29 protein-coding genes are annotated in these 26,949 nt (G+C 38.9%); 13 read left to right on the forward strand and 16 right to left on the reverse strand.

Annotated features, from left to right (window positions below):
- Together MS6x_RS16375 and MS6x_RS16380 are read right to left on the reverse strand one after the other, a co-directional pair.
- Positions 1–885, reverse strand: a complete 885-nt coding sequence (locus tag MS6x_RS16375; RefSeq protein ID WP_482603544.1) for a hypothetical protein — start codon at positions 883–885, stop codon at positions 1–3.
- 100 nt (positions 886–985) lie between these two features.
- The gene (locus MS6x_RS16380) at positions 986–1,960 is read right to left on the reverse strand and encodes a stage II sporulation protein M (RefSeq protein ID WP_482603546.1); all 975 of its coding nucleotides are present in this window, start codon (positions 1,958–1,960) and stop codon (positions 986–988) included.
- A gap of 33 nt (positions 1,961–1,993) precedes the next feature.
- Between MS6x_RS16380 and MS6x_RS16385 the strand changes: the two genes are divergently transcribed.
- From MS6x_RS16385 to MS6x_RS16395, 3 genes are all read left to right on the forward strand, one after another.
- Positions 1,994–2,710: an RDD family protein gene (locus tag MS6x_RS16385; RefSeq protein WP_482603548.1), complete on the forward strand. Its 717-nt coding sequence runs from the start codon at positions 1,994–1,996 to the stop codon at positions 2,708–2,710.
- A 3-nt stretch (positions 2,711–2,713) separates the two neighbouring features.
- Positions 2,714–3,319 carry a trimeric intracellular cation channel family protein gene (locus MS6x_RS16390; RefSeq protein WP_482603550.1) on the forward strand — a complete coding sequence of 202 codons (606 nt, stop codon included), beginning with the start codon at positions 2,714–2,716 and terminating at the stop codon, positions 3,317–3,319.
- Between the two features lie 242 nt (positions 3,320–3,561).
- Positions 3,562–3,918 (forward strand): bleomycin resistance protein, encoded by a 357-nt coding sequence (locus MS6x_RS16395; protein ID WP_482603551.1) that lies wholly within the window; start codon positions 3,562–3,564, stop codon positions 3,916–3,918.
- Between the two features lie 105 nt (positions 3,919–4,023).
- Here MS6x_RS16395 and MS6x_RS16400 read toward each other — a convergent pair whose 3' ends face one another.
- Positions 4,024–4,746 (reverse strand): peptidylprolyl isomerase, encoded by a 723-nt coding sequence (locus tag MS6x_RS16400; protein WP_482603553.1) that lies wholly within the window; start codon positions 4,744–4,746, stop codon positions 4,024–4,026.
- Between MS6x_RS16400 and MS6x_RS16405 the strand changes: the two genes are divergently transcribed.
- The gene (locus MS6x_RS16405) at positions 4,745–5,386 is read left to right on the forward strand and encodes an NUDIX hydrolase (RefSeq protein WP_482603554.1); all 642 of its coding nucleotides are present in this window, start codon (positions 4,745–4,747) and stop codon (positions 5,384–5,386) included. The genes MS6x_RS16400 and MS6x_RS16405 overlap by 2 nt on opposite strands.
- Positions 5,387–5,410: 24 nt before the next feature.
- Positions 5,411–6,223: a lysophospholipid acyltransferase family protein gene (locus tag MS6x_RS16410; RefSeq protein WP_482603556.1), complete on the forward strand. Its 813-nt coding sequence runs from the start codon at positions 5,411–5,413 to the stop codon at positions 6,221–6,223.
- Here the strand turns inward: MS6x_RS16410 and MS6x_RS16415 are convergent.
- From MS6x_RS16415 to MS6x_RS16425, 3 genes are all read right to left on the reverse strand, one after another.
- Complete coding sequence (locus MS6x_RS16415) at positions 6,220–6,870, reverse strand: hypothetical protein (RefSeq protein ID WP_482603558.1); 651 nt, start codon at positions 6,868–6,870, stop codon at positions 6,220–6,222. The genes MS6x_RS16410 and MS6x_RS16415 overlap by 4 nt on opposite strands.
- Before the next feature lie 3 nt (positions 6,871–6,873).
- On the reverse strand, positions 6,874–7,368 hold the full coding sequence (locus MS6x_RS16420; RefSeq protein ID WP_482603560.1) for an RNA polymerase sigma factor: 495 nt from the start codon (positions 7,366–7,368) through the stop codon (positions 6,874–6,876).
- A 121-nt stretch (positions 7,369–7,489) separates the two neighbouring features.
- On the reverse strand, positions 7,490–8,917 hold the full coding sequence (locus MS6x_RS16425; protein ID WP_482603561.1) for an amidohydrolase: 1,428 nt from the start codon (positions 8,915–8,917) through the stop codon (positions 7,490–7,492).
- A gap of 99 nt (positions 8,918–9,016) precedes the next feature.
- Between MS6x_RS16425 and MS6x_RS16430 the strand changes: the two genes are divergently transcribed.
- The gene (locus MS6x_RS16430) at positions 9,017–10,309 is read left to right on the forward strand and encodes an NAD(P)/FAD-dependent oxidoreductase (RefSeq protein WP_482603563.1); all 1,293 of its coding nucleotides are present in this window, start codon (positions 9,017–9,019) and stop codon (positions 10,307–10,309) included.
- A 33-nt stretch (positions 10,310–10,342) separates the two neighbouring features.
- On the opposite strand, the gene xerD is transcribed toward MS6x_RS16430, so the two are convergent.
- Complete coding sequence (gene xerD, locus MS6x_RS16435; RefSeq protein WP_482603565.1) at positions 10,343–11,239, reverse strand: site-specific tyrosine recombinase XerD; 897 nt, start codon at positions 11,237–11,239, stop codon at positions 10,343–10,345.
- A gap of 409 nt (positions 11,240–11,648) precedes the next feature.
- Here xerD and MS6x_RS16440 point away from each other — a divergent pair, with 409 nt between their 5' ends.
- From MS6x_RS16440 to aroQ, 3 genes are all read left to right on the forward strand, one after another.
- Positions 11,649–12,167, forward strand: a complete 519-nt coding sequence (locus MS6x_RS16440) for a hypothetical protein (protein ID WP_482603566.1) — start codon at positions 11,649–11,651, stop codon at positions 12,165–12,167.
- A 70-nt stretch (positions 12,168–12,237) separates the two neighbouring features.
- Entirely contained in the window at positions 12,238–12,744 is a 507-nt protein-coding gene (locus MS6x_RS16445; protein ID WP_482603568.1) for an outer membrane beta-barrel protein, read from the forward strand.
- Positions 12,745–12,833: 89 nt separating this feature from the next.
- On the forward strand, positions 12,834–13,253 hold the full coding sequence (aroQ, locus tag MS6x_RS16450) for a type II 3-dehydroquinate dehydratase (protein WP_482603569.1): 420 nt from the start codon (positions 12,834–12,836) through the stop codon (positions 13,251–13,253).
- Positions 13,254–13,271: 18 nt separating this feature from the next.
- On the opposite strand, the gene MS6x_RS16455 is transcribed toward aroQ, so the two are convergent.
- From MS6x_RS16455 to MS6x_RS16475, 5 genes are all read right to left on the reverse strand, one after another.
- Positions 13,272–13,556, reverse strand: coding sequence for a DUF3817 domain-containing protein (locus tag MS6x_RS16455; RefSeq protein ID WP_482603570.1), 285 nt, complete (start codon positions 13,554–13,556; stop codon positions 13,272–13,274).
- A gap of 151 nt (positions 13,557–13,707) precedes the next feature.
- Positions 13,708–15,099, reverse strand: coding sequence for a dihydrolipoyl dehydrogenase (gene lpdA, locus MS6x_RS16460; protein ID WP_482603572.1), 1,392 nt, complete (start codon positions 15,097–15,099; stop codon positions 13,708–13,710).
- Between the two features lie 124 nt (positions 15,100–15,223).
- Positions 15,224–15,754, reverse strand: coding sequence for a DUF1572 family protein (locus MS6x_RS16465; RefSeq protein WP_482603573.1), 531 nt, complete (start codon positions 15,752–15,754; stop codon positions 15,224–15,226).
- 16 nt (positions 15,755–15,770) lie between these two features.
- Positions 15,771–16,274, reverse strand: coding sequence for a peptide-methionine (R)-S-oxide reductase MsrB (gene msrB, locus MS6x_RS16470; protein ID WP_482603574.1), 504 nt, complete (start codon positions 16,272–16,274; stop codon positions 15,771–15,773).
- 160 nt (positions 16,275–16,434) lie between these two features.
- The gene (locus MS6x_RS16475) at positions 16,435–17,016 is read right to left on the reverse strand and encodes a collagen-like protein (RefSeq protein WP_482603576.1); all 582 of its coding nucleotides are present in this window, start codon (positions 17,014–17,016) and stop codon (positions 16,435–16,437) included.
- Between the two features lie 177 nt (positions 17,017–17,193).
- Between MS6x_RS16475 and glgB the strand changes: the two genes are divergently transcribed.
- The 4 genes from glgB (at position 17,194) to MS6x_RS16495 (ending at position 23,864) form a co-directional block, all read left to right on the forward strand.
- Positions 17,194–19,089, forward strand: a complete 1,896-nt coding sequence (glgB, locus tag MS6x_RS16480) for a 1,4-alpha-glucan branching protein GlgB (RefSeq protein ID WP_482603578.1) — start codon at positions 17,194–17,196, stop codon at positions 19,087–19,089.
- A 102-nt stretch (positions 19,090–19,191) separates the two neighbouring features.
- Positions 19,192–21,591, forward strand: a complete 2,400-nt coding sequence (locus MS6x_RS16485) for a glycoside hydrolase family 31 protein (RefSeq protein ID WP_482603579.1) — start codon at positions 19,192–19,194, stop codon at positions 21,589–21,591.
- Positions 21,592–21,627: 36 nt separating this feature from the next.
- Positions 21,628–22,443: a M48 family metallopeptidase gene (locus MS6x_RS16490; protein WP_482603581.1), complete on the forward strand. Its 816-nt coding sequence runs from the start codon at positions 21,628–21,630 to the stop codon at positions 22,441–22,443.
- Between the two features lie 68 nt (positions 22,444–22,511).
- Positions 22,512–23,864, forward strand: coding sequence for an MFS transporter (locus tag MS6x_RS16495; RefSeq protein ID WP_482603582.1), 1,353 nt, complete (start codon positions 22,512–22,514; stop codon positions 23,862–23,864).
- 27 nt (positions 23,865–23,891) lie between these two features.
- On the opposite strand, the gene MS6x_RS16500 is transcribed toward MS6x_RS16495, so the two are convergent.
- Genes MS6x_RS16500 through MS6x_RS16515 form a run of 4 tightly spaced genes read right to left on the reverse strand, consistent with a single transcriptional unit; the run spans position 23,892 to position 26,834 of the window.
- Positions 23,892–24,617, reverse strand: coding sequence for a head GIN domain-containing protein (locus tag MS6x_RS16500; RefSeq protein ID WP_482603583.1), 726 nt, complete (start codon positions 24,615–24,617; stop codon positions 23,892–23,894).
- 30 nt (positions 24,618–24,647) lie between these two features.
- Positions 24,648–25,739 carry a DUF4097 family beta strand repeat-containing protein gene (locus MS6x_RS16505; protein WP_482607186.1) on the reverse strand — a complete coding sequence of 364 codons (1,092 nt, stop codon included), beginning with the start codon at positions 25,737–25,739 and terminating at the stop codon, positions 24,648–24,650.
- Entirely contained in the window at positions 25,720–26,280 is a 561-nt protein-coding gene (locus tag MS6x_RS16510) for a hypothetical protein (RefSeq protein WP_482603585.1), read from the reverse strand. The genes MS6x_RS16505 and MS6x_RS16510 overlap by 20 nt, the downstream gene beginning before the upstream one ends.
- On the reverse strand, positions 26,280–26,834 hold the full coding sequence (locus MS6x_RS16515; protein ID WP_482603587.1) for an RNA polymerase sigma factor: 555 nt from the start codon (positions 26,832–26,834) through the stop codon (positions 26,280–26,282). Before MS6x_RS16515 ends, MS6x_RS16510 begins: the two co-directional genes overlap by 1 nt.
- Between the last annotated feature and the right edge of the window lie 115 nt (positions 26,835–26,949).

The following is a 26,949-nucleotide window of genomic DNA, read 5'->3' on the forward strand; positions in this document are numbered from 1 at the left end:
CTAGTTGTCTCGTATTTCGCCAAGGTTTGCTATACGCTCGTAGGTACCGGTAAAATTCTTTTTTTCGTTAAGGTTGAAATAAATAAAGGCACCGGCGATAATGCCAATTAGATTAAGTAAAAACTGGGCTACGGTACCAATGACGTTCAAAAGAATATAAATAGGATCTTTAAAGATATCCATTACACCCTCTGCATCGATCTCTCCGGAAAAAACACCCATCTTGATCCATTGGTAGATCGCTGTAGGTATGGCAAAAACATAGGTGGCGATACCGATGATAATACCAATGACGAAGATGGTTGCAAAGGTCATCCACCATTCATCCTTTACTAGATTAAAACTGTAACTGTAAGCGTCGGATGCGTTCATCCGATTAAAAACGAGAATACAAAATGTAAGGGACAGGGGAACGTACAGGTAGATACCTGGGAGAATACAGATCATTAGGCCCAAGAAAACAGAAAGTCCGACCATGATACCAAGACCTATAAAACTCCAAAAACTGTCATACACTTCTTTTCGTATGGTTTCAAAATCGGTAGTTCCTTTTCCATTCGAATAGGATTTTATATAGTGCAAAACGGTGGATTGAGACATCGTATATACAGCAACAATGGACAAAATGTATACAAAGCCAACAAGTGCAATAGTAGCAAGGTTGGTTACATCCATATTGGTATCCAACAGCAGTAGGTTTAAGGTGTTCCCGGCAAAATAGAGGTAGGCCACCAAAGAAACGACCATAACCGCCAAAAAGGGTCCTACAATCTTAAAAAATGTGTTGAAAAAAGGTTTAAACTCGTTACGGAAAAAGGCAAAGGTGTCCGACAAAATTTCACCTAGCTCACGTTGTTTTTTAAATTCAATATAATTGCTCTTCATGTTTTTTGGTTAATTTATAGTTCTCAATCTTACGTAGTCCAAGTATTTCAATCTTTATCACGTATCACTTTTATTCACAAACACCAACTGCTGTTGCCAACTAAAACGCTACCTGAGAATCAATGTCCGTTGCCTTAACCCGGTATGGGTAAATGATATAGTAATAAACAATAAGCGCTAGAGAGCTTGTAATGATCAGTATGGCAAGCCAGTCCGGCATTTCCGTATGTCTGGTGACAAAGCCTTCCAAAAATCCTGCGATAATAAAAAACGGGACGGTACTCAGCATAATTTTAAGTCCGTTTTTAACCCCTCGTTTAAAGGATTCCAATCGGGTGTACGTACCGGGAAACAGCATGCCATTGGCCAATACAAGACCGGCACATCCGGCAATGATAATCACCGATATCTCTATGGTGCCATGTATCCAAATCGTACGCATAGATTCCCATAATAGCCCTTTTTCGTAAAAGAAATACTGAAAACTACCCAACATTATACCATTCTGTAGCATTACCATAAGGGTACCAATACCTAGCAAAAATCCGTACACAAAGGCCATAAGCGCTACGCGTATGTTGTTGATGGTTATACCCATGAACATATTGAACTCGCCCATTTGTTTATAGACCGCCATAGGATCGCCCTTTTCTATATTTTCCAAGGTCATGTTCACATAACCGTCTCCAAGGATAGAACGTACAAAATCCCCTTCGTTTGCGGCGGAAAATGCCCCTACGAACGTAAAGAAGATGAATACCAAAAATGCAATAAGCAGCTCTCGGTGATGGTGTTTAAATAACAAGGGGAATTCCGTTTTCCAAAAACTGAAAATTCTATTTTTAGACTCGCGTTTGGTCCTATAGATTTTTTGATGCGCTTGTGAAGCCAAAGAATTTAAGTACCGTTCCGTATTGCTGGTAGGGTAAAAGGTCTTTGCGTAGCTGAGGTGATCGGTAATCTCAACATATAAATCGGACAATAGATCGGGAGCTATATCCGTTTTGTTAGCCAAAGCGCTTTCAAAAGTTGACCATTTGTCCTTATTTTGCTTTACAAAAGCGGCTTCGCGCATTAACTTTGAGGTTTGTATCAAAGAAACGAAAGAATGGAACAATTTCAAATAGAAACGGCTCAAAATATAAGTATAGATCAAAATACGGCACACTTGGGCGATCGTATGCTTGCTTTTATTATTGATACCCTTGTCATAGTTATCTACTATGTGCTTATGATTTGGCTTCTTTTGACCTTGGATGTGGACTCCGGAGATCAATGGGCTATTTTTATGGTGGTTGGCCTGCCTGCTTTCCTGTATTATTTGTTGTTTGAAACCTTTATGGACGGGAAGACGATAGGGAAATATTTGATGCAGATAAGGGTGGTGAAACTGGATGGCTCCAAACCGGGTTTTTCAAGTTATTTTATCCGTTGGATTTTGAGGATTGTCGATGTTTCTATAAGTTCTGGCGGGGTTGCGGTATTCACTATTCTAATGCGCGGAAAAGGGCAGCGCGTAGGTGACATCGCGGCAGGTACAACGGTAATAAGCGAAAAGAAGCGTATTTTTTTAAAGGATACCTTACTTAGGGAGTTACCGGTAGATTATGTTCCCCAATTTTCACAGGTTACCGTATTTAACGATACCGAGATGGGAACGATAAAAGACCTATATGATAAAGCCAAACGCAACGGGAACCATAATGTAATACTATCCCTTAGTACCCGTATAAAAAAGGTTACTCGGATTACCACAGAGCTACATCCAACAGATTTTGTGGATATTATCATCAAAGATTATAACTATTACACCCAACAACTATAACGTATGTTTTATCTGGTCATTGATATTTTAGGAACGGTTGCCTTTGCCATATCCGGTGTTTTAGTAGCGATGGAAAAAAAACTGGACCTTTTTGGGGTATTGATTATCGCTTTTGTCACCGCAATAGGTGGTGGCACCCTTCGAGATTTTTTAATCGGAAATACACCTGTGGGATGGATGACGACACCAGTTTATCTTATCACGATTACGGTAACTGTTATTGCTACGATTCTATTTGTAAAACAGTTGAGGTATTTTAGAAAATCGCTTTTTCTATTTGATACCATTGGTATAGGTTTGTACACGATGGTAGGGGTAGAGAAGGGTTTAAATGCTGGACTTTCTCCCGTAATGTGTATTATTTTAGGCACGATTACAGCTAGTTTTGGAGGGGTAATTCGCGATATTCTGTGTAATGAAATCCCTGTAATTTTTAGACGGGAAGTATATGCAACGATATGTATTTTGGGAGGGCTTATTTATTTTATTCTCATTCAGCTACCTTTTGATACTACTTATGCCTATGTTACCGCAATCCTATCTATTATTTTGATGCGATTGCTGGCCGTGCGCTTTAAAATTTCTTTACCCAATATTTATAAAGATTGATTTTTAGCTAAAAGAGGGCAGGTTTCAGAAGGTAGATAACGAATGAAATGACCAGTAATAAATATATAGTATTATCAATGTTTCTAGAAAACTGACACTTGAACCTTGGAGCCGGAATCTAAGTCTGAATTTGATCCCTCTTCGTATTGCATGTGGGACTAAACTTTAGTTCTTTTTTTAATTACTTGATTGACAGTTTTATATAGCTATATTTTCTTTAATTTCATAAATCATAAACAGTTATGCTAATAGCTATAAATCCTAAATTACCAATGCGTAATAAAAGTATAACCCGGGAATTTTATATCAACCAATTAGGGTTTAGGGAGTTTGGAAGTGCCGATTTTGATAGTTATCTAATGGTTGAAAAAGATACTATTCAGCTTCATTTTTTTGAGTTTAAAGCCCTGAATCCAAAAGAAAATTACGGCCAAGTGTATATTCGCACAGATGATATTGATGCGTTATACCACTCATTTATTTCAAAACAAGTTGAAATACACCCCAACGGAAAACTAGAATACAAGCCATGGGGTCAAAAAGAATTTTCAATTTTAGATCCAGACACCAATCTACTGACTTTTGGACAAGGGATATAGCCGTTTTATAGGGAGTATTATGGGTTTTAGTTCAATGTACAACCATAATTAAGCAGCAAATAGAAGCTGAAAAATCTAACTTTTGAATCTTGAACCGTAAACCCATTATTCAATCACAACAGCGTCTTGGATATAGGTATTCTGTACTGGCCAATCGCCTTTGTCAATAGGCTGTGAATTTATTTTATCTACTACATCCATTCCCTCTATAACCCTGCCAAATGGCGTAAAGTCACCATCCAAATGGTAGGCACCTGGATTTGTTACCACGATAAAAAACTCAAAAGGTGATGCTAACATGTGCGGATTATTAATTTCACTACTGGGCATAGAAATAGTTCCTCTATGGTGTTTGTGGCCTTTGCGCGTATCTGGCGGTAATAGATATCTGCCAATATCGCTCCGTTTTCTTCCTGTTTTGGTATCATCGGAATTGCCTCCTTGAATAATGAAATCTTTAACTATCCTATGAAATTGGGTATCCTTGAAATAACCTTTTCGGGTAAGGTAAATGAAATTGGCCTTATGATACGGGACGTTATCATACAGCTCTACTACAAACGACCCAAATCTGGTCGTCATCCTTACCTTGTCTACTTTTAAGTCTTGTTGGTATTCAAAAAAGAAATTAATGGCGTTTTCCTCGGTGAGTTTAAACGCTTCCTCGGTGTCAGTCTCGGTTTTGGTACTTTCTACCTCTGAAATAACGGTATCGGTAGTAGTTGGGGCAACTGTTTCTGCTGCTTTTATATTCTTAGGACTATCTTTACAGCCTAGTAATAGTATACCTGTCAAAATAAGGGGTAGCCAAATTTCTCTTAAACACATGAATTTTCACATTTTTGAACAACGGATATCAAAAATAAAGAATCTGCCACTACCCGGAGAAGCTTCGCACCATAAAATGGTTCCGGAATTTAGAATTAATGAGCTGCTAGCGGCAAAATCAACTAAAGTTGCTCCTAGAAAAGCAGCAGTGATGGCATTGTTTTATCCGAATAAGCAAGCAGAAACACATCTGTTATTCATTTTGAGAAAAACCTATAAAGGAGTACATAGCAATCAAGTTGCTTTTCCGGGTGGTAAGGCAGAAAAGGAGGATGCCAATGCCATGATTACCGCATTAAGGGAAACCCATGAAGAAGTAGGAGTACACCCAGATGATATCGATGTGCTGAAAGAATTGACAGGTATTTTTATTCCTCCTAGTAATTTTGATGTGCAACCGTTTATCGGCCTATATAAACAACCCAAGCCGTTTGTAATTCAGGAATCTGAGGTAGAAGCGCTTTTAGAGGTTTCGCTTACCCAGTTTTTGTTGGAGGATAGTGTCACCATAAAAAATATTACTACTTCGTATGCCGATAATGTTGATGTACCTGCCTTTAAATTAAACGATTACATTGTATGGGGCGCAACAGCCATGATGTTAAACGAGATTAAGGTGCTTTTAAAACAAGTGTTATAAACCATATTTCTTACTTTAGCACCTATGGGACTGTTCAAGAAAAACCCTTTTGGGCATATTTTAGTGGTAAAAAAATGGCTTATCCGTATTCTTGCGGTCATGACCCATCAGCGCTATAAGCGTTTTAATAAATTAGAGATTGAAGGTTCCGACATTATTCGTAACCTACCAGGGAATAAGGTGCTTTTTGTAAGTAACCATCAAACCTATTTTGCCGATGTTGTGGCCATGTTCCATGTTTTCAATGCTAGTTTAAGTGGGCGAGAAAACTCCATTAAGAACCTTGGTTATATTTGGCAACCAAAACTGAATATGTACTATGTTGCTGCGGCAGAAACCATGCGAAAGAGCATGTTGACAAAAATTATGGCCTACGCGGGTTCTATTAGTGTAGAACGCACATGGCGCGCTCAGGGCAAGGATGTAAACCGACAGGTGAAAATGAGTGATATCTCAAATATTGGCAAGGCGCTGAACGATGGTTGGGTGATTACATTTCCCCAGGGCACAACAACGCCTTGGAAACCTATACGCAAAGGTACCGCGCATATTATTAAAAAATACAAACCTATTGTGGTTCCTGTTGTTATTGACGGTTTTAGGCGCTCTTTTGATAAAAAAGGTCTGCAGATAAAAAAGAAAGGGATTTTACAGTCTATGGTCATCAAAGAACCATTGGATATAGATTATGAGAATGAATCTACCGAATCTATTATAGAAAAATTAGAGTACGCCATTGAGCAGCATCCCTCTTTTTTAAAGGTGATTTCCGAGAAAGATTTGTTGGCGTATGAGGAAGCCAATAAAGAGCGCAAGTGGCGTAATACCAATACTTAAAATTCAAGTTGTTTTAGTTCGGCATAGTTTTTATTCAGTTTTCGTAAGAGTAGTCCATAGAGTAAAAAGTAAACACATGCCATTACTACGGTGAGTAAAATACCGATTAAACCTATAGTTAGCATTATTGTAATTTTGAGCTTATCTGATGAGATGTTTTCAAGTTTACCCTTTAGTTCTGGAACTATATGAGCAATGTCCTCATTTAAATAGACTCCTACAAGCATAATGATAATAGTAACCAGAATCATAGAAAGCGAAAACAATACATAGTGCTTTACCGTTTTTCTGGTCCTTAGGATTTTTTTCATCAGATTTTTGGAGTTGTCCAACACTGATATTTCGGTATACCTTCGATAAAACTGAACTATAAAATAAATGGCTACGGCATAGATAACCAAAGAGAGGGCAAACAGATAATTAGAAACACCAATGTAGTCGTAAATCTGCATGGCCTCATCCATCGGCGGAGCAAATAACAATAGTTGCGGTAGCGTAAACTCTAAAATGCTTATGATTAGTATCCATTTTACGATAGAGGAAGACTTTTTCCAAATCATTTTGTGAATTTCCGCATACGATAAGGTAGGCAGTTCCGCTTCTTTTTTCTGCCAATCTCTTTTTAACAATTCCAGTTCATCCGTCATAATTCAAGGATTCAAAATGGTTCTTAATTTTGTTTTGATTCGGTTCATTTTAACTCGGGCATTTACTTCCGTTATCCCTAAAGTTTCCGATATTTCCGTATAATTTTTATCTTCCAAGTACAAAAAAACCAAGGCTTTGTCTACATCGCCCAGTTGGCGTACCGCCTTGTACATTAATTTTAGTTGCTGTTCCTCGGTCTCGTCATATTCGTCGGCCTTTATTTTAAAAATTACAGACTCATAATCTTGTGTATCAATACGTTTTTTTGATTTTCGGTATAATGTAATCGCCGTGTTCAGTGCTACCCGGTACATCCATGTACTAAATTTAGCTTCTCCCCTAAATTTTGGGTAGGCTTTCCATAATTGAATTGTTATTTCCTGGAACAGATCATTGTGAGCGTCTCGGTCGTTTGTGTATAACGTACACACTTTGTGGACAATATTTTGATTGTCCTGAAGCTCCGTCACAAATTTATGTTCCAGTTCTTTGTTCACGCTTGGTTGGTAGTTCTTATAATAAGTATACGCATCCGTTGTTTTGTTACAAAAAAAGTATCCTTTATTTCAAATGCACCATGTGTTGAAATAAAGGATACTTTTTTAGACGAAAAAAAGACTAATTTCTATAATCTAATGCAGGTGCTCGGTTTCCCAACAATGGAATATACTTAAAATCTGCACCTCTCCGTTCAACGAATTCTTTTTTGGCATCGCTGACCAATTCTTTGTTTTTAAACAGGTCTATGGCAGTAAGTGTTAATGCTTTTGCCGCTACCATCATCCCTTTATTACCTATGCTAGTGCCTCCAGCTGCAACAGCTTGCCAGCTATGTGCAGGTGTTCCCGGAACCCAAGTTGCCGCACCCATACCAACCGTTGGAACGGTAAAACTTACATCACCAACATCTGTTGAGCCATAAGCTTTTGCTTCGGTCTTATAGGGCTGTACATTTTTTGCCATTACCACGTCTGCTTTTTCTTGCCCTAAGCTTATAGCAATCTTATCTGCGAAGATTTTTTCCTCAGCAGAATATTCGATACCTCCTATTTTGGACAAGTTATCGTGCATTAATTTCTGAAGTGTTAGGTTCGGTAGTAATTCGTGTGTTCCTCCGATCATTTCATATTCCATTGTAGTGCCAGTTCCTAAAGCCGCACCTTTTGCTGCTTTTACCATACGGTCAAAAATGTCTATGACGACATCTCTGTTGTTGTGACGAGCATAATAATAAACCTCTGCAAAGTCAGGAACTACGTTGGGTGCTTTTCCTCCATCTGTAATCACATAATGAATACGAGCTTCCTGTGGTATGTGTTCACGCATCATATTTATCATGATATTCATTGCCTCTACACCATCTAGTGCAGAACGACCTTTTTCGGGAGACCCGGCAGCATGGGCCGAAACGCCATGAAATCTAAATTTGGCCGATTTATTGGCGAGTGCAGCGCCAGCACTTGCGGCATTTTGAGAGCTAGGGTGCCAATGCAACGCAATGTCTACATCGTTAAAAAGACCTTCTCGTACCATAAATACTTTTCCGGAGCCACCTTCTTCTGCCGGTGTCCCATAAAAACGAATAGTACCTTCCATTTTATTAGCTGCCAACCAATCTTTCGTGGCTATGGCCGCCGCTGTAGAAGCGGTTCCGAACAAATGATGGCCGCACGCATGTCCCGCCGCTTTTCCTGCTGATTTTTTCTCCGGTACGCTTTGTTGTGAAAGACCTGGTAATGCATCGTATTCGCCCATAATACCAATGATGGGGCTTCCACTTCCATACTCTGCAATAAAAGCCGTTGGTATGCCTGCAACTCCTGTTGTAATCTTAAAATCTGCATCGGCCAAGGTTTTCTGAAGTAGTGCCGCGCTTTGTTCTTCTTGATAGCCCATTTCTGCCAAGTTCCAGATTTCTTGGGCTATTTGGCCATAGTTTTCACTTTTGGAATCCAATTGTGTTAAAACATCGGCGGTCTTTTTTTGTGCGTTTAAGGTTAAAAAGCATATCGAAAGCATTAATGCCAGTACTGATGATTTTTGCATTTTCAGGTGAGTTTTGTTTATTGTTTAAATGTACTAAAAAGTAGGTATTCTAGTGGAATAGTATTCGGAATGTTTAATTTTGCTGCTTAGTTGTTTATAATGAATATACCGCGCTCTAGTTTTCCAAGAATTGTAATCATCGGTGGTGGCTTCGGAGGCATTGCCCTAGCCCAGAAATTAAGTAAGAAAGAAGTGCAGGTAGTGCTTTTGGACAAGAACAACTATCACTGCTTTCAACCGCTCCTATATCAAGTTTCTACAGGTGGACTTGAACCAGATTCCATTGCGTATCCTTTGCGTAAAGTATTGATCGGCTATGACAACTTCTTTTTTAGACTTGCAGAAGTGCTGGAGATAGTTGCAGAAAAAAAAGTAGTGAATACATCAATAGGTCCATTACATTATGATTATTTGGTAGTTGCAACGGGATCCGAGACTAACTTTTATGGGAATACCGAGTTGGAGAAAAATGCAATGGCCATGAAATCGATTCCGCAATCCTTAAACCTACGCAGTTTAATTTTGGAGAATTTTGAGCAGGCCTTACTTACTGATGACTACCATGAGCGGGACGCCTTAATGAATTTTGTGATCGTTGGCGGCGGACCAACTGGTGTAGAATTGGCCGGTGCCCTCGCTGAGATTAAAAAGGGTATTCTACCAAAGGACTATCCAGATTTGGATACCCGTAGAGCTACGATTAACCTTATACAGAGCGGTGACCGAATTTTGAACGCAATGAGTGAGGAAGCATCAAATAAGGCAGAGGATTTTTTAGAAAAGTTAGGCGTGCAAGTATGGAAGAACATTCGTGTAGCAGGGTATGACGGTAAAACCGTAACCACGAATTCCGATGTAAGTTTTAAGGCGGCTACATTGGTCTGGGCAGCAGGCGTTATGGGAGCAACTATAAAAGGATTGGATGCTAAAAATCTACTGGCGGGCGGTAGGCGTTTACTGGTTAATGAATACAATCAAGTACTGGAACATCCCGATATCTTTGCCGTTGGCGATATTGCCAGTATGCAAAGCAATGCATACCCGCAGGGGCATCCTATGATGGCACAACCGGCAATACAGCAAGGAAGGCAATTGGGGGAGAACCTCGTTCGCTTGATAGAGAAAAAAGAATTAGTGCCATTTGATTATACGGACAAAGGCAGTATGGCAACGGTGGGTAGAAATAAGGCCGTATGTGATTTAAAACATATAAAGTTTCAAGGTGTATTTGCCTGGTTTGTTTGGATGTTCGTGCATTTGTTTTTCCTAATCGGTTTTAGGAATAGGGTGGTTGTCTTTGTGAATTGGGTGTATAATTATATTAAATTCGACAGGGAAGCTCGGTTGATTATTCGTCCGTTTAGGAGAGATTATTCCCAGTTTAAGGATTAAGAATTGTGTGTTTGGCCAGTAGCTTCAAATTAATTATTTTCGAGGATGAAATTTATTCATAACCGAGGCTAAATGACTGCGGTCTACATGCATATACACCTCTGTTGTTGTAATGCTCTCATGACCCAACATTTGTTGAATTGCCCTAAGGTCTGCACCGTTTTCCAATAAATGGGTTGCAAAGGAGTGTCTAAAAGTATGTGGACTTATATTCTTTTTTAACCCAATTTTTTCGGCCAGATTCTTAACAATTGTAAAAATCATGGCACGGGTAAGTTGTTTTCCACGTCTGTTTAGGAACAGCGTATCCTGATAATTATCTTGGATATTCAAATGAACACGTATCTCTTTCCTATATATGTTGATATACTTTTTATTGATGGCGCTTATGGGAACAAAACGTTGTTTATTTCCCTTACCGGTTACCTTAATGAAGTCTTCTTCAAAATACAGATCGGAAAGCTTTATGCCTGTAAGTTCAGATACGCGTAAGCCACAACCATAAAGTGTTTCTAATATAGCTCTATTGCGTTCGCCCTCGGGCTTGCTCAAGTCTATGGCAGCTATTAGTTGGTTTATTTCGTTTTCCGAAAGTGTATCTGGCAGTTTTCTTCCAATTTTGGGAGCATCGATTAAATCCATTGGGTTATCGGCTCTATAATCTTCAAAGACCAAGTAATTGAAAAAACTTTTTAGTCCGGAGATGATACGAGCTTGCGACCTTGGGTTTATAACTTTTGCCACTTCATAAATAAATTGTTGTACAGTGCTTTTTTCTATTGTAGTAGGTAAGACTTTAATATTGTGGTCGTTGATAAAGCGTATTAACTTTTCAATATCTAAAACGTAATTCTTGATGGAATTGTCAGATAGTCCTCTCTCTAATTTTAGGTAATGAACATAATCTTTTTTAGCCTGCTCCCAATTCATAGGATAAAGATACGTCTTAGTAACAATACCACTTACTAGTGGCAGCCATGAAACTATTTGTTCTAATCTATTATTATTTATTTGAAACCATATCTAATCTTGAAATAAGATAGTGCGGTTCTGTTTAATTACATAAATAGTCAATCAAGTCTTAGGTGGCTCCGATGTGTTTGCTGAAAAGATTTCTCTTAAAACCGAAGTTAGGCCATATTTCTTAGTGCTATGACCTTTTATAGTTCAAGCGCAATCTAGTAAGATGTATATATTTACCTGATTTTTAAGGCTTTATTGCCAGATATCGCTGATAAAATGAGGTGAAACATCAATATTAAAGGAATGTTTACAACAAAAAACGATGTACTGCGTTAGAGACAGGTATCGTAAAAAACAGTAATTAAAACGTAATACTATGAGACTTATTCATCTTATACTAGTTTTTGTTTTTTTGGGTTTCAGTGCTCAAGCGCAATATGTAGACCGAACCAACTTCCGAGCCGGTTTAAATGGTGGTGTTGTGATTGGTGATTTCTCAGAAGCGTATAGTCTGGTCCTTGGAGTAGACCTATATCAACATTGGGGTATCTCCAAATCAATTGATTTAGGTGTAACTACTGGATTTTCTAATGCTTTTGGTGAGAAACAGGAAGTGTCGGCCGGTGGTGTACTTATAGAAACCGAATTCGATAACCTACAATTTATTCCGGTGGCGGGATCCGTTCGTATTTATCCGACAACAGGCTTTAAGTTTGGTGGTGATGTGGGTTATGCAATTGGTATAAATGAAGGAAATGACGGAGGATTCTATTATCGCCCTAGTATCGGAATAGATATCAATAGCGGAACTACCGAGTTAAATGTATCCTATTTAACTGTAAACAGCGATGTAACCTATAGTAATGTGCTATTTGGATTACTTTTTTTGTTTTAAAAACTATAATAAATTTAACATTTTTTAATAATTATATTATATTTAACTATCAATTTAAAAATCAAAAACGATGAAAAAATTAGGAGTGATTGCTTTTTTTGTTTTAGGCGTAGCCTTTTCGGTAAGTGCGCAAGAAGGATTCGCAGTAAAGGCGGGTTTTAATAATGTTAGTGCCAAGGTAGATTTGGGGTCCTTTGGAGGAAATGTTACCAATAGCGAATTTGGTTTCTACGTAGGTGGTGGTTATAATTTTGAATTAGACGATACGTGGTCTATAGAACCATCTGCATTACTAAGTATTGTTAGTGATTTAACTGCATTGTATATTCCAGTTATGGCTAAATATGAGGTTGCAGAATCATTCACTATTCAAGCTGGTCCACAAATCAATTATCTTTTAGAAGATGTTGAGGATGGTGCATTAGGACTTGATTTGGCAGTTGGTGCTGGATACCAGATAGATGATAACTGGTTTGTAGAGGCCCGATACGGATTTGAAATTAGTAGAGGTGGTGATTTTGGAGAGTTAGTCGATTATAATACATTGACTTTTGGTGCCGGTTACCGTTTTAACTAAGTAAGTACTATAAATAATTTAAAAGAGGCCGCCTAGAAACATTTAGGCGGTCTTTTTTAATGCCTTGTTTTTATACCTATTTTTACATCATGAAGCTACTAATTATCAATGGGCCAAACTTGAACCTGTTAGGAAAGCGTGAGCCAGAAGTCTATGGTAACCAAACTTTTGAGGATTACTTTATAACCCTACAGTTTAAGTTTAAGGATGTTCAGTTAGAGTACTTTCAGTCTAATGTCGAAGGTGAAATTATTTCCAAATTACAAGAAGTGGGCTTTAGTTATGACGGTATTATCCTAAATGCTGCGGCATACACCCATACCTCTGTAGGTATTGGTGATGCTGTTAAGGCAATTGAGAGCCCTGTCGTGGAAGTCCATATTTCCAACACGCACAAGCGGGAGGAGTTCAGGCACGTTTCCTATATTTCTTCGGGGGCAAAAGGCGTTATTTTGGGCTTTGGGCTACAAAGTTATTACTTGGCCGTTCAAAGCTTTTTAGCACAATAATTCAGCTAAAACAAAAAGCTAAGCATCCAACGGCTTCAAATATTTCTGCTCCACGTAAAAGGTAGCAAAAGGTAATAGCGATGCAATTCCGAAAATTATAAACCGCTTAATACCCCACTTTTGATTGTAGCACACTATTACGGCTAAAGCTATAAAGGCTATAAAAAGCGCACCATGGGCATAACCAACAAACTTATTGGGTTCGGGTATATTTGCCCAATACTTTAATGGCATGGTAATACCAAATAAGGCTAAATATGAAATCCCTTCTAAAATGGCGGTTACTCTAAATAGTTTTAGCATAGTAGTTTTTTTAAAAGCAAAACGAGTAAGGTGACAATGAGTTTTCTCTAGCTATAAGCTCGTAAAAAAGCGCTTTTCAGCGTATTTGCATAATAGCAATTTTTGAAAAGCGCTATATTTTGATAAACCTAAGAGCATGGTCAAACTTGGTTTATAGATGAATTACTTCATCATAAGCATCTGCTACCGCTTCCATTACCGCTTCACTCATAGTAGGATGGGGATGTATTGTTTTAAGTACTTCATGACCGGTTGTTTCCAGCTTGCGGCCTAAAACTGCTTCAGCAATCATGTCGGTAACTCCGGCACCAATCATATGGCATCCCAGCCATTCTCCGTATTTGGCATCAAAGATCACTTTTACAAATCCGTCCGATGCTCCAGAGGCTTGCGCTTTACCACTAGCTGAAAACGGAAATTTACCTACTTTAATATCAAAGCCTTGTTCTTTCGCTTGCTTTTCGGTAAGTCCTACGGATGCTATCTCCGGGCTACAATAAGTACAACCAGGTATGTTGCCATAATCCAATGCTTCGGTATGCATTCCTGCTATTTTTTCTACACATAAAATACCTTCGGCCGATGCAACATGAGCCAAAGCAGGCCCTGGGGTAACATCTCCAATAGCATAATAGCCTGGTATATTGGTCTGATAAAAATCGTTCACCAATATTTTGTCCCTATCTGTTGCTATTCCAACGGCTTCTAGTCCTATGTTTTCAATATTTGTTTTTATACCTACGGCAGAAAGAACGATGTCGGCTTCTAAAACTTCTTCTCCCTTAGCTGTTTTTACCGTAGCTTTTACGCCATTGCCAGAGGTATCTACACCCGTAACTTCTGCAGAAGTCATGATTTTTACACCGGCTTTTTTAAAGCTGCGTTCTAGTTGTTTAGAGATATCCTCATCTTCTACCGGAACAATATTGGGAAGGTATTCAACTACGGTCACTTCTGTTCCCATAGCGTTGTAGAAGTAGGCAAATTCGATACCTATGGCACCGCTACCTACTACAATTAATTTCTTGGGCTGTTTCTCCAAGGTCATAGCCTTTCTGTAGCCAATAATCTTTTCACCATCTTGCGGTAAGCTCGGTAATTCACGGCTACGTGCTCCTGTGGCTATGATAATATGTTGCCCACTGTATTCTGTTTCTTTTCCGTCTTCGGATTTTACCGACACCTTTTTACCAGATTTTAGCGTTCCGAAACCTTTGAGGACCTCAATCTTATTTTTCTTCATTAAGAACTGTACGCCCTTGCTCATTCCACCGGCAACATTTCTGCTCCTTTTTACAACCGCATCAAAATCCTTGTCTACTCCTTCGGCTGTTAGACCATAATCCCCTGCATGTTGCAAGTATTCAAAAACTTGAGCAGATTTTAATAAGGCTTTGGTCGGGATACATCCCCAGTTCAAACATACACCACCAAGGCTTTCTTTTTCTATAATTGCGGTTTTAAGGCCTAGTTGCGATGCTCTAATGGCAGTAACATAACCTCCTGGCCCACTACCCAAAACAATAACGTCGAAAGTGCTCATAGTTGTAAATTTTTAAATGTTAAAACCCAAGTCTTTTTGGGAGCGCTGCAAAAATACAAAACCAAGTTTGAAGGACAATGATCTCGGTGTAAATTAAAAGAAGTGTTTTCTAGCCAAAAACGCGCTATGACAGGTTAAATTTCTCATTATTAAATTCTTGTGAGCCTCCTCTAGGGATAGAGAGTGGTGTCCAGTCTGCTCCCTTTCTCATTTTTCCGATAAAGACAAGTTGTCCTACGTGATTTGCATAATGGGCTAATTGACGATTTACAGCTTCAACTAAGGTATGGTCTTCATTTCTGATTTTTATACGACTATCAAAGTTAGAGCTGTTTACTTGACTTAAGGCATTAAATAAACAGTCCCAACCGGAGTTCCAAATGGCCAGCAGTTCTGCTTTATCACTACAAGGGTTAGAAAACTCGTTCTCCCTGTCCCGCCATACCTTTTCTCCATCCTCTATTAAAAAATTCGTCCACCTGCTGCGCATATTACCAGCTAGATGTTTTACGATAATAGCGATGGAATTATCCGTATCGTTCAAATGCCAGTGTAAATCTTCATCAGATAGTTGCGCAAACGTTTTGTCTCCCAAGGTTTTGTAACGTTTAAATTCAAAGCGTGCACTGCGGATATAGTTTTCCCACATTTCCATCTTCGTACTTAACGCCTTAGTTGTTGGGAACAAATTTTAAGGCTACACCGTTTATACAATGTCTCTCGCCAGTAGGAGCTGGGCCATCTTCAAACACATGTCCTAGGTGGCCGCCACATGTAGCACAGTGCTCCTCGGTTCTTTTATACCCTATTTTATAATCTACATCATAGGCCACATTACCCTCAATTTCTTCATAGAAACTTGGCCATCCAGTACCTGAATCAAATTTTGTTTCACTTTTGAATACCGGGGTATCGCAGCCGGCGCATACATAAATACCTTCTTTTTTTATCTCTAAAAGCGGACTCGAAAAAGGGTTTTCCGTAGCGGCTTTGCGCAGGACATAAAATTCAGCATCCGTAAGCTGTTTTTTCCATTCCGCTTCCGTCTTTTGGACGGGAAAATCTTTTTCGTCTACTTGCGCAGTAGTTTCTGTTGATTTCATCTCTTTTTCTTGTGAGATGCCTTTGCAGCTTGTAGCTAAAATTAATAATGTAATCACAAGGGAATATTTCATAGCTATTTTTTTTATTTTGGTCTCATTTCTTTTTCAAACCTTTCAAAGATACTGTACTTCGAATAACATTTCTGTTAGTGTTATCTTAAACCTTGTTGGGTAGAAAATAAAAACGCCCCACTTACATATGGGGCGTTTTTCTTAGGAAATTTTGTAAAACCTAGTCTACCTTAAATCTTCGAATATTTTCTTCGGAAACGTTAAGTCTTCCCATTACGGAGTGTATATTGCTGGTGTCTAATTTACCTTGGGTCATTTCTGCGGGTAATACGGCTATTCTAAAAACTTGATTGTCTGTATCACCTGTTGGTAAGGTAGTCAGGTCAAAATCGGCCTCTAAAAATAGATTTACATCCAAGAAGGTATGGTCATAGTTATACTGTAACAATCCTTGGTCTAAAATTCGAGTCTGCGGCATCAGCCTCCAGATATCTACCGCTTCGCCATTGCCATCCTCCGTCTGATCCCATAATAAATATACCAGAACCACATCGGTCTCGAAAACTTCTATTGTTTGGGGAAATTCATATAGGATTGCAAAATCGTTTTCCGGAGTAAAGGAACCTTCTATATCAAGAACCTGCCCCAGGATATTTACCCCATCCTGTCCATCCTGTCCATCGCGACCATTTAAACCGTCTAGCCCATCGAACCCGTCAAAACCTGGAGGACCCTGTGGACCGGTACATGCCGTAAATAGTGCTACTATTAAACTTCCGAATACTAAACTAAATTTCTTCATAATTATATTGATTTTTTGGTTTCTTACGCTTTCTTGTTTCGTTATTTCAAAAAGCGTTCCATTTTTTATTATTATCCAAATTATTCTAACTTGGGTTTGGTACACAACAAGTAAAACAGCTATATTCCCTTAGTTATTGCAAAGTTGATTAGTTTTACCAAAAAAAATTAGATACGTATGTCCAAAGTTATCGTACATTCCTTGTTTACAGATTTTGATATAGACCTTTTTAAAGGAGGAAAACATTATCGTCTGTATGATAAGTTAGGTTCCCATCCTATTGAGTTAGATGGTACGAAAGGGACTTATTTCGCCGTTTGGGCGCCATCGGCAAAAGCGATTTCTGTTGTAGGAGATTTTAACGGTTGGAAGCAATCGGAGCATGTCTTAAATGTTCGCTGGGATTCTAGTGGTATTTGGGAGGGATTTATTCCTGATATAGGGCATGGTGAAAAATACAAGTACAAAATACAGTCCCATAATCATGATATCTGGACAGAGAAGGCGGATCCCTTTGCTAAATTATGTGAGCATCCTCCTAAAACGGCTTCGGTTGTCTGGAGCAGCCAATACGATTGGAAAGATACCGACTGGATGGGCTATAGAAACGAGAAGAACGGCTTGGACCGACCTTATTCTGTGTATGAGGTTCATTTAGGCTCTTGGAAAAGAGATGCGAATGGAGATTTTTTGACCTACAGACAATTAGCTGTTGATTTGGTTAATTATGCAAAGGAAATGGGCTATACCCATGTAGAGTTTATGCCTATTATGGAATACCCTTATGACCCTTCTTGGGGCTACCAGCTTACCGGTTATTTTGCGCCAACATCTAGGTTTGGTACACCGGAAGATTTTAAATTTTTGGTAGATGCGTTTCACCAAAATGATATTGGGGTTATCTTGGACTGGGTACCTTCCCATTTTCCTGAGGATGCACACGGACTAGGATTTTTTGATGGATCAAACCTTTACGAGCATCCAGATAGAAGAAAAGGATATCACCAAGACTGGAAAAGTCTCATCTTTAACTACGGAAGAAACGAAGTGCGCGCTTTTCTAATTAGTAACGCCCTGTTTTGGCTAGAACAGTTTCATGTAGATGGCTTGCGGGTAGATGCCGTTGCGTCTATGCTTTATTTAGATTATTCCCGTGAAGATGGCGAGTGGGAACCTAATATCTATGGTGGCAATGAGAATTTGGATGCTATTTCGTTTATAAAGGAACTAAATCAAGAAGTGTATTCGAGTTTCGAAGGTGTACAAACGATTGCTGAGGAATCTACGGCATTTTCAGGTGTTTCTAAGGCTGTTGAACATGGAGGTCTAGGTTTTGGTATGAAATGGATGATGGGTTGGATGCACGACACCTTGGAGTATTTTAAAAAAGAACCCATTTACCGTAAACACCATCAGAACGATCTTACGTTTAGTATGACGTATGCATTTACAGAAAATTTTATGCTACCTTTTTCTCATGACGAGGTAGTGTATGGAAAGCAGTCTTTGGTGTACAGGATGCCTGGAGATGAATGGCAGCGATTTGCGAATCTAAGATTGTTATTCGGCTATATGTTTACACATCCAGGAACAAAGCTCATGTTTATGGGAGGAGAATTTGGTCAGACGGCGGAATGGAATTTTCAACAAAGCTTAGATTGGCACTTGCTTGCCTACGATGGCCACGCAGGTGTACAACAGTTTGTGAAAGATTTAAACCATACCTATAAGAACTATCCTGCCTTGTATGAGAAACAATTTAGCCCAGAAGGGTTTCAATGGATAGACTATGGTGATCATGAAAACTCCGTATTAACCTACGTTAGAAAAGGTCACGATGAAAAGAACGATCTTATTGTCGCGTGCAATTTTACTCCAATTCTTAGAGAAAACTATAGGATTGGAAATCCTAAAAAAGGAAAGTTGAAGGAAATCCTTAACAGTGATGATGAGAAGTATGGCGGTGCTGGAAATATAAATTCTAATATTAAATCCTCTGCAAAGGCATGGCATGGATATAAGAAATCCTTAGAAATTACCATTCCGCCCCTAGGGATTGTTATTTTAAAGTAGCTTATAGTAGCTAAAACGTTATAGTATGCGATTGCTCGGATTATATTTCGTAATTCCGGGTGAAAGCACTTTTTTTGCGCTTCTATTTAAATTTTTGATTGAATGATTACAAATACAGAGTTAGAATATAAGGGGAATCTATACCCTAACCATATTGTTGATTTTAAGCAGGATACGAATAAATTATACTTTACTACCCAGAATGGCGTAGTGTTAGAGATTACCGTTTTAAGAGGCAGTCTTATTCGGTTTAGATACGCTACCAACTATGTTTTTGAACCTGATTTTTCTTATGCTATCAATCCAGAGGCCAATTTAGGTTACAGTAAACTGGAAGTGAATGAAAATGCTACGGAGTACATCATAGAAACTGCTCGTGTTCATATATTGGTAGACAAGAAGTCATCACGTACCCAAATATCAGATTTAGAAGGGAATATTATTAACGAGGATGAAATTGGATTTCACTGGGAGGAGAATTACGAGTATGGCGGGAATACCGTTAAAATGAGTAAAATTACGCAAATCGGTGAGAGCTTTTACGGAATGGGAGACAAGGCAACCCATAGTAATCTAAAGGGTAAGCGTGTAGAAAATTGGGTAACCGATCAATATGCGTTCGGCAAGGATCAAGATCCATTATACAAAGCCATTCCGTTTTATACAGGACTTCATAAAGGGAAGGCGTATGGTATTTTCTTTGACAATAGCTTTAAAACGCATTTCGACTTTGCCCATGAGCGTAGAAATACGACTAGTTTCTGGGCAGACGGTGGGGAATTGAACTACTACTTTTTCTACGGTCCGGAAATGTCTAAGGTAGTATCTGCCTATTCTAACTTAACAGGTACTCCCGAACTACCGCCAATGTGGGCCTTGGGGTATCATCAATCCAAGTGGAGTTATTATCCCGAAAGCAATGTAAAAGAAATTGCAAAAGGATTTAGAGATAAAAATATTCCTTGTGATGCCATTTATTTGGATATTGATTATATGGACGGTTTCCGTTGCTTTACGTGGGACGAAAAACTCTTTCCCGATCCTAAGCGAATGATAAAGGAATTGGAAGAAGATGGCTTTAAGACCGTTGTCATGATCGATCCGGGCATTAAGATAGATAGGGAATATTCAATTTATAAGGAAGCTTTGGAAAAAGGTTATTTCTGTAGAAGGGGAGACGGCCCGTTAATGACCGGTAAGGTATGGCCTGGGGAGTGTCATTTTCCGGATTTTACAGACCCTAAAGTTCGTGAATGGTGGGCAGAATTATACAAAGAGTTTATGTCAGACCTAGGTGTTCACGCCGTTTGGAACGATATGAATGAACCTGCGGTTATGGAAGTACCCTCTAAAACAGCGCCTTTGGATACCAGACATAATTATGACGGCCATCCCTGTACACACAGAAAGGCACACAATGTATACGGTATGCAAATGGTACGCGCTACTTATGAAGGTGTAAAAAAGTACGTGTACCCAAAGCGGCCATTTGTTATAACTAGGGCTGCTTTTGCAGGTACGCAGCGCTATTCCTCAACATGGACCGGGGATAATGTTGCCACATGGGAGCATTTGTGGATTGCTAACGTGCAAATGCAACGTATGTGCATGAGCGGCTATTCCTTCGTTGGCTCCGATATTGGAGGCTTTGCAGAGCAACCAAATGGGGAGCTTTTTACAAGATGGGTACAATTGGGCATTTTTCATCCCTTTTGTAGGGTTCATTCCAGTGGTGATCATGGTGATCAAGAGCCTTGGTCTTTTGGTACCGAGATTACGGATATTGTTCGTAAGTTCATAGAGATAAGGTATCAATTACTACCCTATTTATATACCATGTTCTACAAGTACAGCAAGGAGCAAAAACCAATGCTACAATCTTTGGTGCTTTTTGACCAAGAGGATGTACAGACTCATTTTAGAACCGATGAATTTATTTTCGGAGATCAAATACTGGTCTGCCCGATACAAGAGCCAAACGCCCAAGGTAGAAGGATGTATATTCCTAAAGGAAAATGGTATGATTTTTGGACTGATGCTGCGGTAGAAGGCGGAAAAGAATGTTGGGTTGCCGCAGATTTGGATCGTATGCCCATTTATATCAAAGAGGGTGCAATTATTCCAAAATATCCCGTACAGCAATATGTAGGAGAGTTAACGCTAACAGAACTGATATTGGATACCTATTATATATTGGGAACCGAAACCTCCGAGGTATATGAAGATGCCCAAGATGGCTACGATTATAAAAAAGGACGCTATTCCTTGCGTAACTTTAAGCTAACAGGTAAGGAGAATTCAGTTACTGTACAACAATTTAAGCAGGGTGATTTTGTTACCGGTTATGAAACTTTAAAATTCAATTTTCATGGTCTTCCGTTTAAAATTGATAAAATTACAGTTGACAATGAAGAGGTAGATGTTAAATCGGTAAAACCAAATGGTGCCCCAACCTTATTCATCAATAAAAACTTTACTGTGTTACACCTAACGGGAAAATAATAATTTTGTAATTTTCCGGTACTAAACACTATTAAAATGAAAAAAATACTATTAATATTAACTATTTTTCTTGGCGTCTCGGCCTGTAAGGTGAATCCGTTTACTGGACAAAAAACACTTAATTTTTATCCAAATAGTCAAATTTTTCCAACAGCATTTGCACAATACGATCAATTTTTAGGAGAAAACAAAGTGGTGTCCGGAACTGCCGAAGCACATATGATTACAAGAACTGGTCAGCGTATTTCTGCTGCTGCGGAACGATGGTTGGCAGCAAACGGGTATCCGGGATACCTAAGTGATTATCAATGGGAGTATAACCTGGTTGACAATGAAGCGGTAAACGCATGGTGTATGCCAGGTGGCAAGATTGTTTTCTATACAGGTATATTGCCAATTACACAAACAGAAACCGGTGTAGCGGTAGTCATGGGCCACGAAGTAGCACATGCCTTGGCCGATCATGGTGCCCAACGAATGAGTGCAGGAACCCTGCAACAAGTTGGAGCAGTTGGAGTTGCGGTCGCTACAAGTGGTAAAAGCGCAGAAACACAAAATGCATTCATGCAAGCTTATGGCATAGGTACTTCTGTGGGAGGAATGCTTCCCTTTAGCCGTAGCCATGAAACAGAAGCCGATCGAATAGGGCTACAGATTATGGCCATCGCAGGTTATGACCCTTATGAGGCAGCCAAATTATGGCAACGAATGAAGGCAAACAGTGGGGGAGAAGCTCCACCGGAATTCATGAGCACACATCCATCGAACGATACTAGAATAAACAATTTAACAGCTTGGGCGCCCGAAGCAGCTGAGGAAGCAGCGAAATTTGGAGTTACGGAGTTTAAGTAAATACAAATAGTAGTTTTATTGTATATTGAGAGCCGTTCTTCTTCAGGGAGCGGCTTTTATATTTTTTTATGACCAAAACAATACCAGCCAAGGGTAGTAAAAAGTTGTTGAATGCATGGGCCTTTTACGACTGGGCCAATTCCGTTTATGCCCTTACCATAGCTTCCTCTATTTTTCCCATTTTCTATTCCGCCTTATTTACAACAGAGGACGCGTTGGTGAACGCTTTTGGGTTTGATATGAAGCCCACCGTACTAATTGAGATAGTTACGGCATTTACATTTTTGGTGGTTGCAATTTTGTCTCCTATTCTTTCGGGAGTTGCAGATTATGTTGGGAATAAGAAGACGTTCATGAAATTTTTCTGCTATGTGGGCGGAACGGGCTGTATTGGGCTGTATTGGTTTAGTTTGGACCACATCCATCTAAGTGTGCTTTTTTATTTTATGGGGCTAATAGGGTATTGGGGCAGTTTGGTCTTTTATAATTCCTATTTGCCGGATATTGCTTATGAGGAACAACAGGATAGTATCAGCGCCAAAGGTTTCTCTATGGGCTATGTGGGTAGTGTATTCCTATTACTCGTAAATCTAGCTATGGTCATGAACCCACAATGGTTTGGATTCGACATTGGTACAACGGATGCAGCATTGAATGCTGCCAAATTTGAGGCCATGAAAATATCCTTTATTACGGTTGGATTATGGTGGATACTATTTAGCCAATATACCTTTTATGTGCTGCCCAAAGGAGCTGGGACAACGCACAAGGTAACAAAGGATGTTGTCTTTAACGGTTTTAGGGAATTACGCTCGGTTTGGCAACAATTAAAAGGTAATTTACCATTAAAACGCTACTTAAATGCATTTTTTGTATTTAGTATGGCTGTACAAACCATCATGTTGATGGCCGTTTATTTTGGCGAAAAAGAGATTGCCTGGGCTAGTGATGGTGAAAAGACTACGGGGTTAATTATTAGTATTCTTGTGATACAATTAGTAGCAGTACTAGGCGCGATACTTACCTCAAGAGCGTCCGCTAAGTTTGGGAATATCAAAACATTGATCTTTGTTAATCTGATATGGTTATGTCTTTGTTTTTATGCCTATTTCATGAAAACCCCTATGCAGTTTTATATTGCCGCAGGCTTTGTAGGACTGGTAATGGGCGGAATTCAGGCATTGGCACGTTCTACCTATTCCAAATATTTACCGGATACCGATGATACCACATCCTACTTCAGTTTTTATGATGTAGCCGAAAAGATAGGCATCGTAATTGGAATGGTTATTTTTGCCGTAGTGGACCATCTAAGTAGCATGCGCTACGCCATCCTCTTTTTATTCTTGTTCTTTTTGGTAGGGATTTTATTGTTGCTCCGGGTACCAAATAAAAAGTCCCTTTACAAAAGGGACTCTTAACGTTACTGATTGTTCGTGATTTTGATGTTAGTCTTTTGAAATATCTCCAGAACCGGACGTTTTGGTATCTAGTTTTTCCGGGTTTCCTCTGTAGGTAATATCTCCGGAACCGGAGACTCTGGCTTTAAGCATTTTATTTGCAGTTACTTTTATATCAGCTGATCCAGAAACGGTAGCATCTACATTATCGGCCTCTAGGTCAAAGGCTTTAATATCGCCGCTTCCAGAAATGGTTGCCGAGAAATCTGTAGTATTTCCGCTAAAGGTAATATCGCCAGAGCCAGACATACTTGCACTTACGGTATTGGTTTCTATATCCAAGGTAATATCTCCAGATCCAGACATTGCTGTATCCAGTGTTTCTGTTTTTAGGGTGGTTTTGCCTACAATGTCACCAGATCCAGATAATGAAATAGCGCTTATGCGTTCTACGGGTACCGTTATTCTGATACCGTTATTCCAATCCGATGGTTTTAGGTTTATATTATTTTCAGTTTTAATTTTCAGTTTGCCATTTTTTACCTCGGTAATAATGTATTCCAACAGATTGGATTCTCCTTCCAAGGTTAGCTCACCTTCTTTTCCGTCTACTAAATCTACATCAAACCATCCGGAAACTGCTATGTCATCATAATTGCCGGTAGACCGTTCTATGGTCACTTTATCTCCGTTTCCCTTAATTTTTTTACCCCATTGTGCGGAGCAAGATGCTGTGATTGCTAGTACTAATGTTACTACTATTACTTTTTTCATTTGTATTGTGTTTAGAATGATTAGATGTTACTATTTTTTGTTGAAGCTTATACCTCCATAATCGCTGTTCACAATGATTTGGTTTCCACTATTGGCACTGCCATAGTAACCCTCGTAGTGTTTGTTGTTTGATTTTTCCGTACTTACGTTTATCTCAAAATCATCCTTACCGCTAACTCCGGAATAACTTGTGGTAATATCAAAATCAAAATGATAGTTAGCATTATAACCAATTTTAATTCCGGTATAATCTGTTCGTATGGAAACATTACCTGCATCTTCGGCTAGTTCTGCTATGCGTATAGAGCCGTAATCCGAAACTAGGTCTACATTCCCATGAATAGTACCAAGTCTTATGGTGACATAATCCCCGTTTCCTTGAATATTATTTGCCTCCCCTACAGATAGGTTTCCATAGTCGCCCGTATACTCAAGATTTTCCATAGTGTCGATCGTTGCGTTAGTATAATCTGTATTTATGATTAAGTTGCCCGCTTTTTCAATGGTAAAACCAGAGTAGTCGGCGTCAATTTTACCACTATTTATATATCCTATGGTAGACTTGGAGGTATAATCAAAATTAAGCTGATTGTTTCTGCCGTGTAGTTCGCCTATTTCCAGTCTGCCGTAATCACAATTTATTTTAGCGTGGCCATCTATACGATTAAGGATAATGTTCCCGTAATCATTATCTAGGTTTACACTATTTTTAATGGGAACTTTTATGGTGTAATTAATTTGCATGTTCACATTGTTGTTTTTTCCCCAGTTCCAGCCCCAATTACTTTTTTGCTGGCCATAAGTGGTCCTAGCAGATACTAAACTGCTGCTCGCCTCAAAGTCTACCGAAATTTCATCTAGCTTTTTTTGTACCTTTTCTTGGTTGTCCCCGTTGGTTTTTATGTGCACCTCAATAACGATTCGGTTTTCGTTCCAAGAGGTAATGTTCAAATTGCCATAGTTGTTATTCACTTTTAATAGCGCATCCGCGTTTACATTAAACTCTTTTTTAATGGTTTTTTCTTTGGTGTATTTTCCTCCAAGTTTATCGTTGTTGGCTAATGTCACTACCGGAGCAAGCACTAGGAATAGTAGGGTGAATTTATAGAGTATAGTTCGCATCATTATAGTTTTTTAAATTTTTAATAGTTTCAATTTGTTCAAGTACATCTTGTAATAAGTCAATTCTTGTCTGAAAATTGGTAATCATCGCTTTTAGTAATAGTTTGTTATTTCCTCCAGATAGCATTTCTTGCTCCAATTGGCCATAATCTGTTTCCAATATTGCTAATTGGGTCATGGTATCGGCAATTATTTTTTGCGTCTCAGGAGTACTTTCAGATTGTAGTTCTTTTACTTGTTCTTCAATTAAGCTGGCAAAGTAAAACTGCGTATTGGAAACCTCTGGCGAAATATTGGCCATTTGTTCTTGCCTATCCCTAGTTTGGTTCAAAAGACCAATACTTACGGCAATAAGTACCGCTATGGATGCTGCTATGGACAAAGGTTTCCACCAGGATAATTTTTTAACTGGAGCCTTTGCAACCTCGTTACCAAGTTTCAGTTTTTCCAAAAACCGCTCTTCATGACCCTGGGCAGGCTCTTTTGTATCAAAAGAACCTTCAAGGCTTGCAAAAAGTTGTTCTATGTTGTCTTTTTCCATCAGTTTGTAATTTCTATTTTATTTCTTAAGCTTTCTTTTGCCCTAGATATCATGGTACGGCAATTCGCATAGCTAATATTCATGATTTCACTTATTTCTTCATAGTCGAACCCTTCTATTAAATGTAAGGTCAAAGAAACTCTGTAATTATCTTTTAAGCGGTTCATGGTCTCCATCACTTTTTGAGCCTTTTGATTTACAAACACATGATCCGAAGTAATTCCGTCATTATCTTCGACCTTATAAAGTATATCATCCAATGCAACTTCATTTTTTTTCCGTTGCTTTTTGTAATGATAAATACTGTTGTTTATAACAATTCGTTTTAACCAGGCTCCAAAACTTACTTCCGCTTTAAATGTGTGCAGTTTCGTAAACGCGTTCAAAAACGATTCTTGCATCACATCTTCTGCTTCTGCGCTATCCTTTACAATACGTATGGCCGTGTTGTACATGGCCTTATAATATCGGTTGTAAACTTCTAGCTGTGCGCTTTGTTTTCCACGCATGCACGATTGCAATAATGCATCAATATGTACTTCTTTTTGGCTCAAAAAAGTGATTGGTTTGTCTTATAGATGATGAAAGTTACGGATTGTTACAGTTTGCAATAATTTTTTTTAGTTATTCGTGAGGCTTGAATTTCAAAAGCCATAAGCATGTTGAAAC

The sequence above is a fragment of the Maribacter sp. MS6 genome (assembly GCF_056839185.1).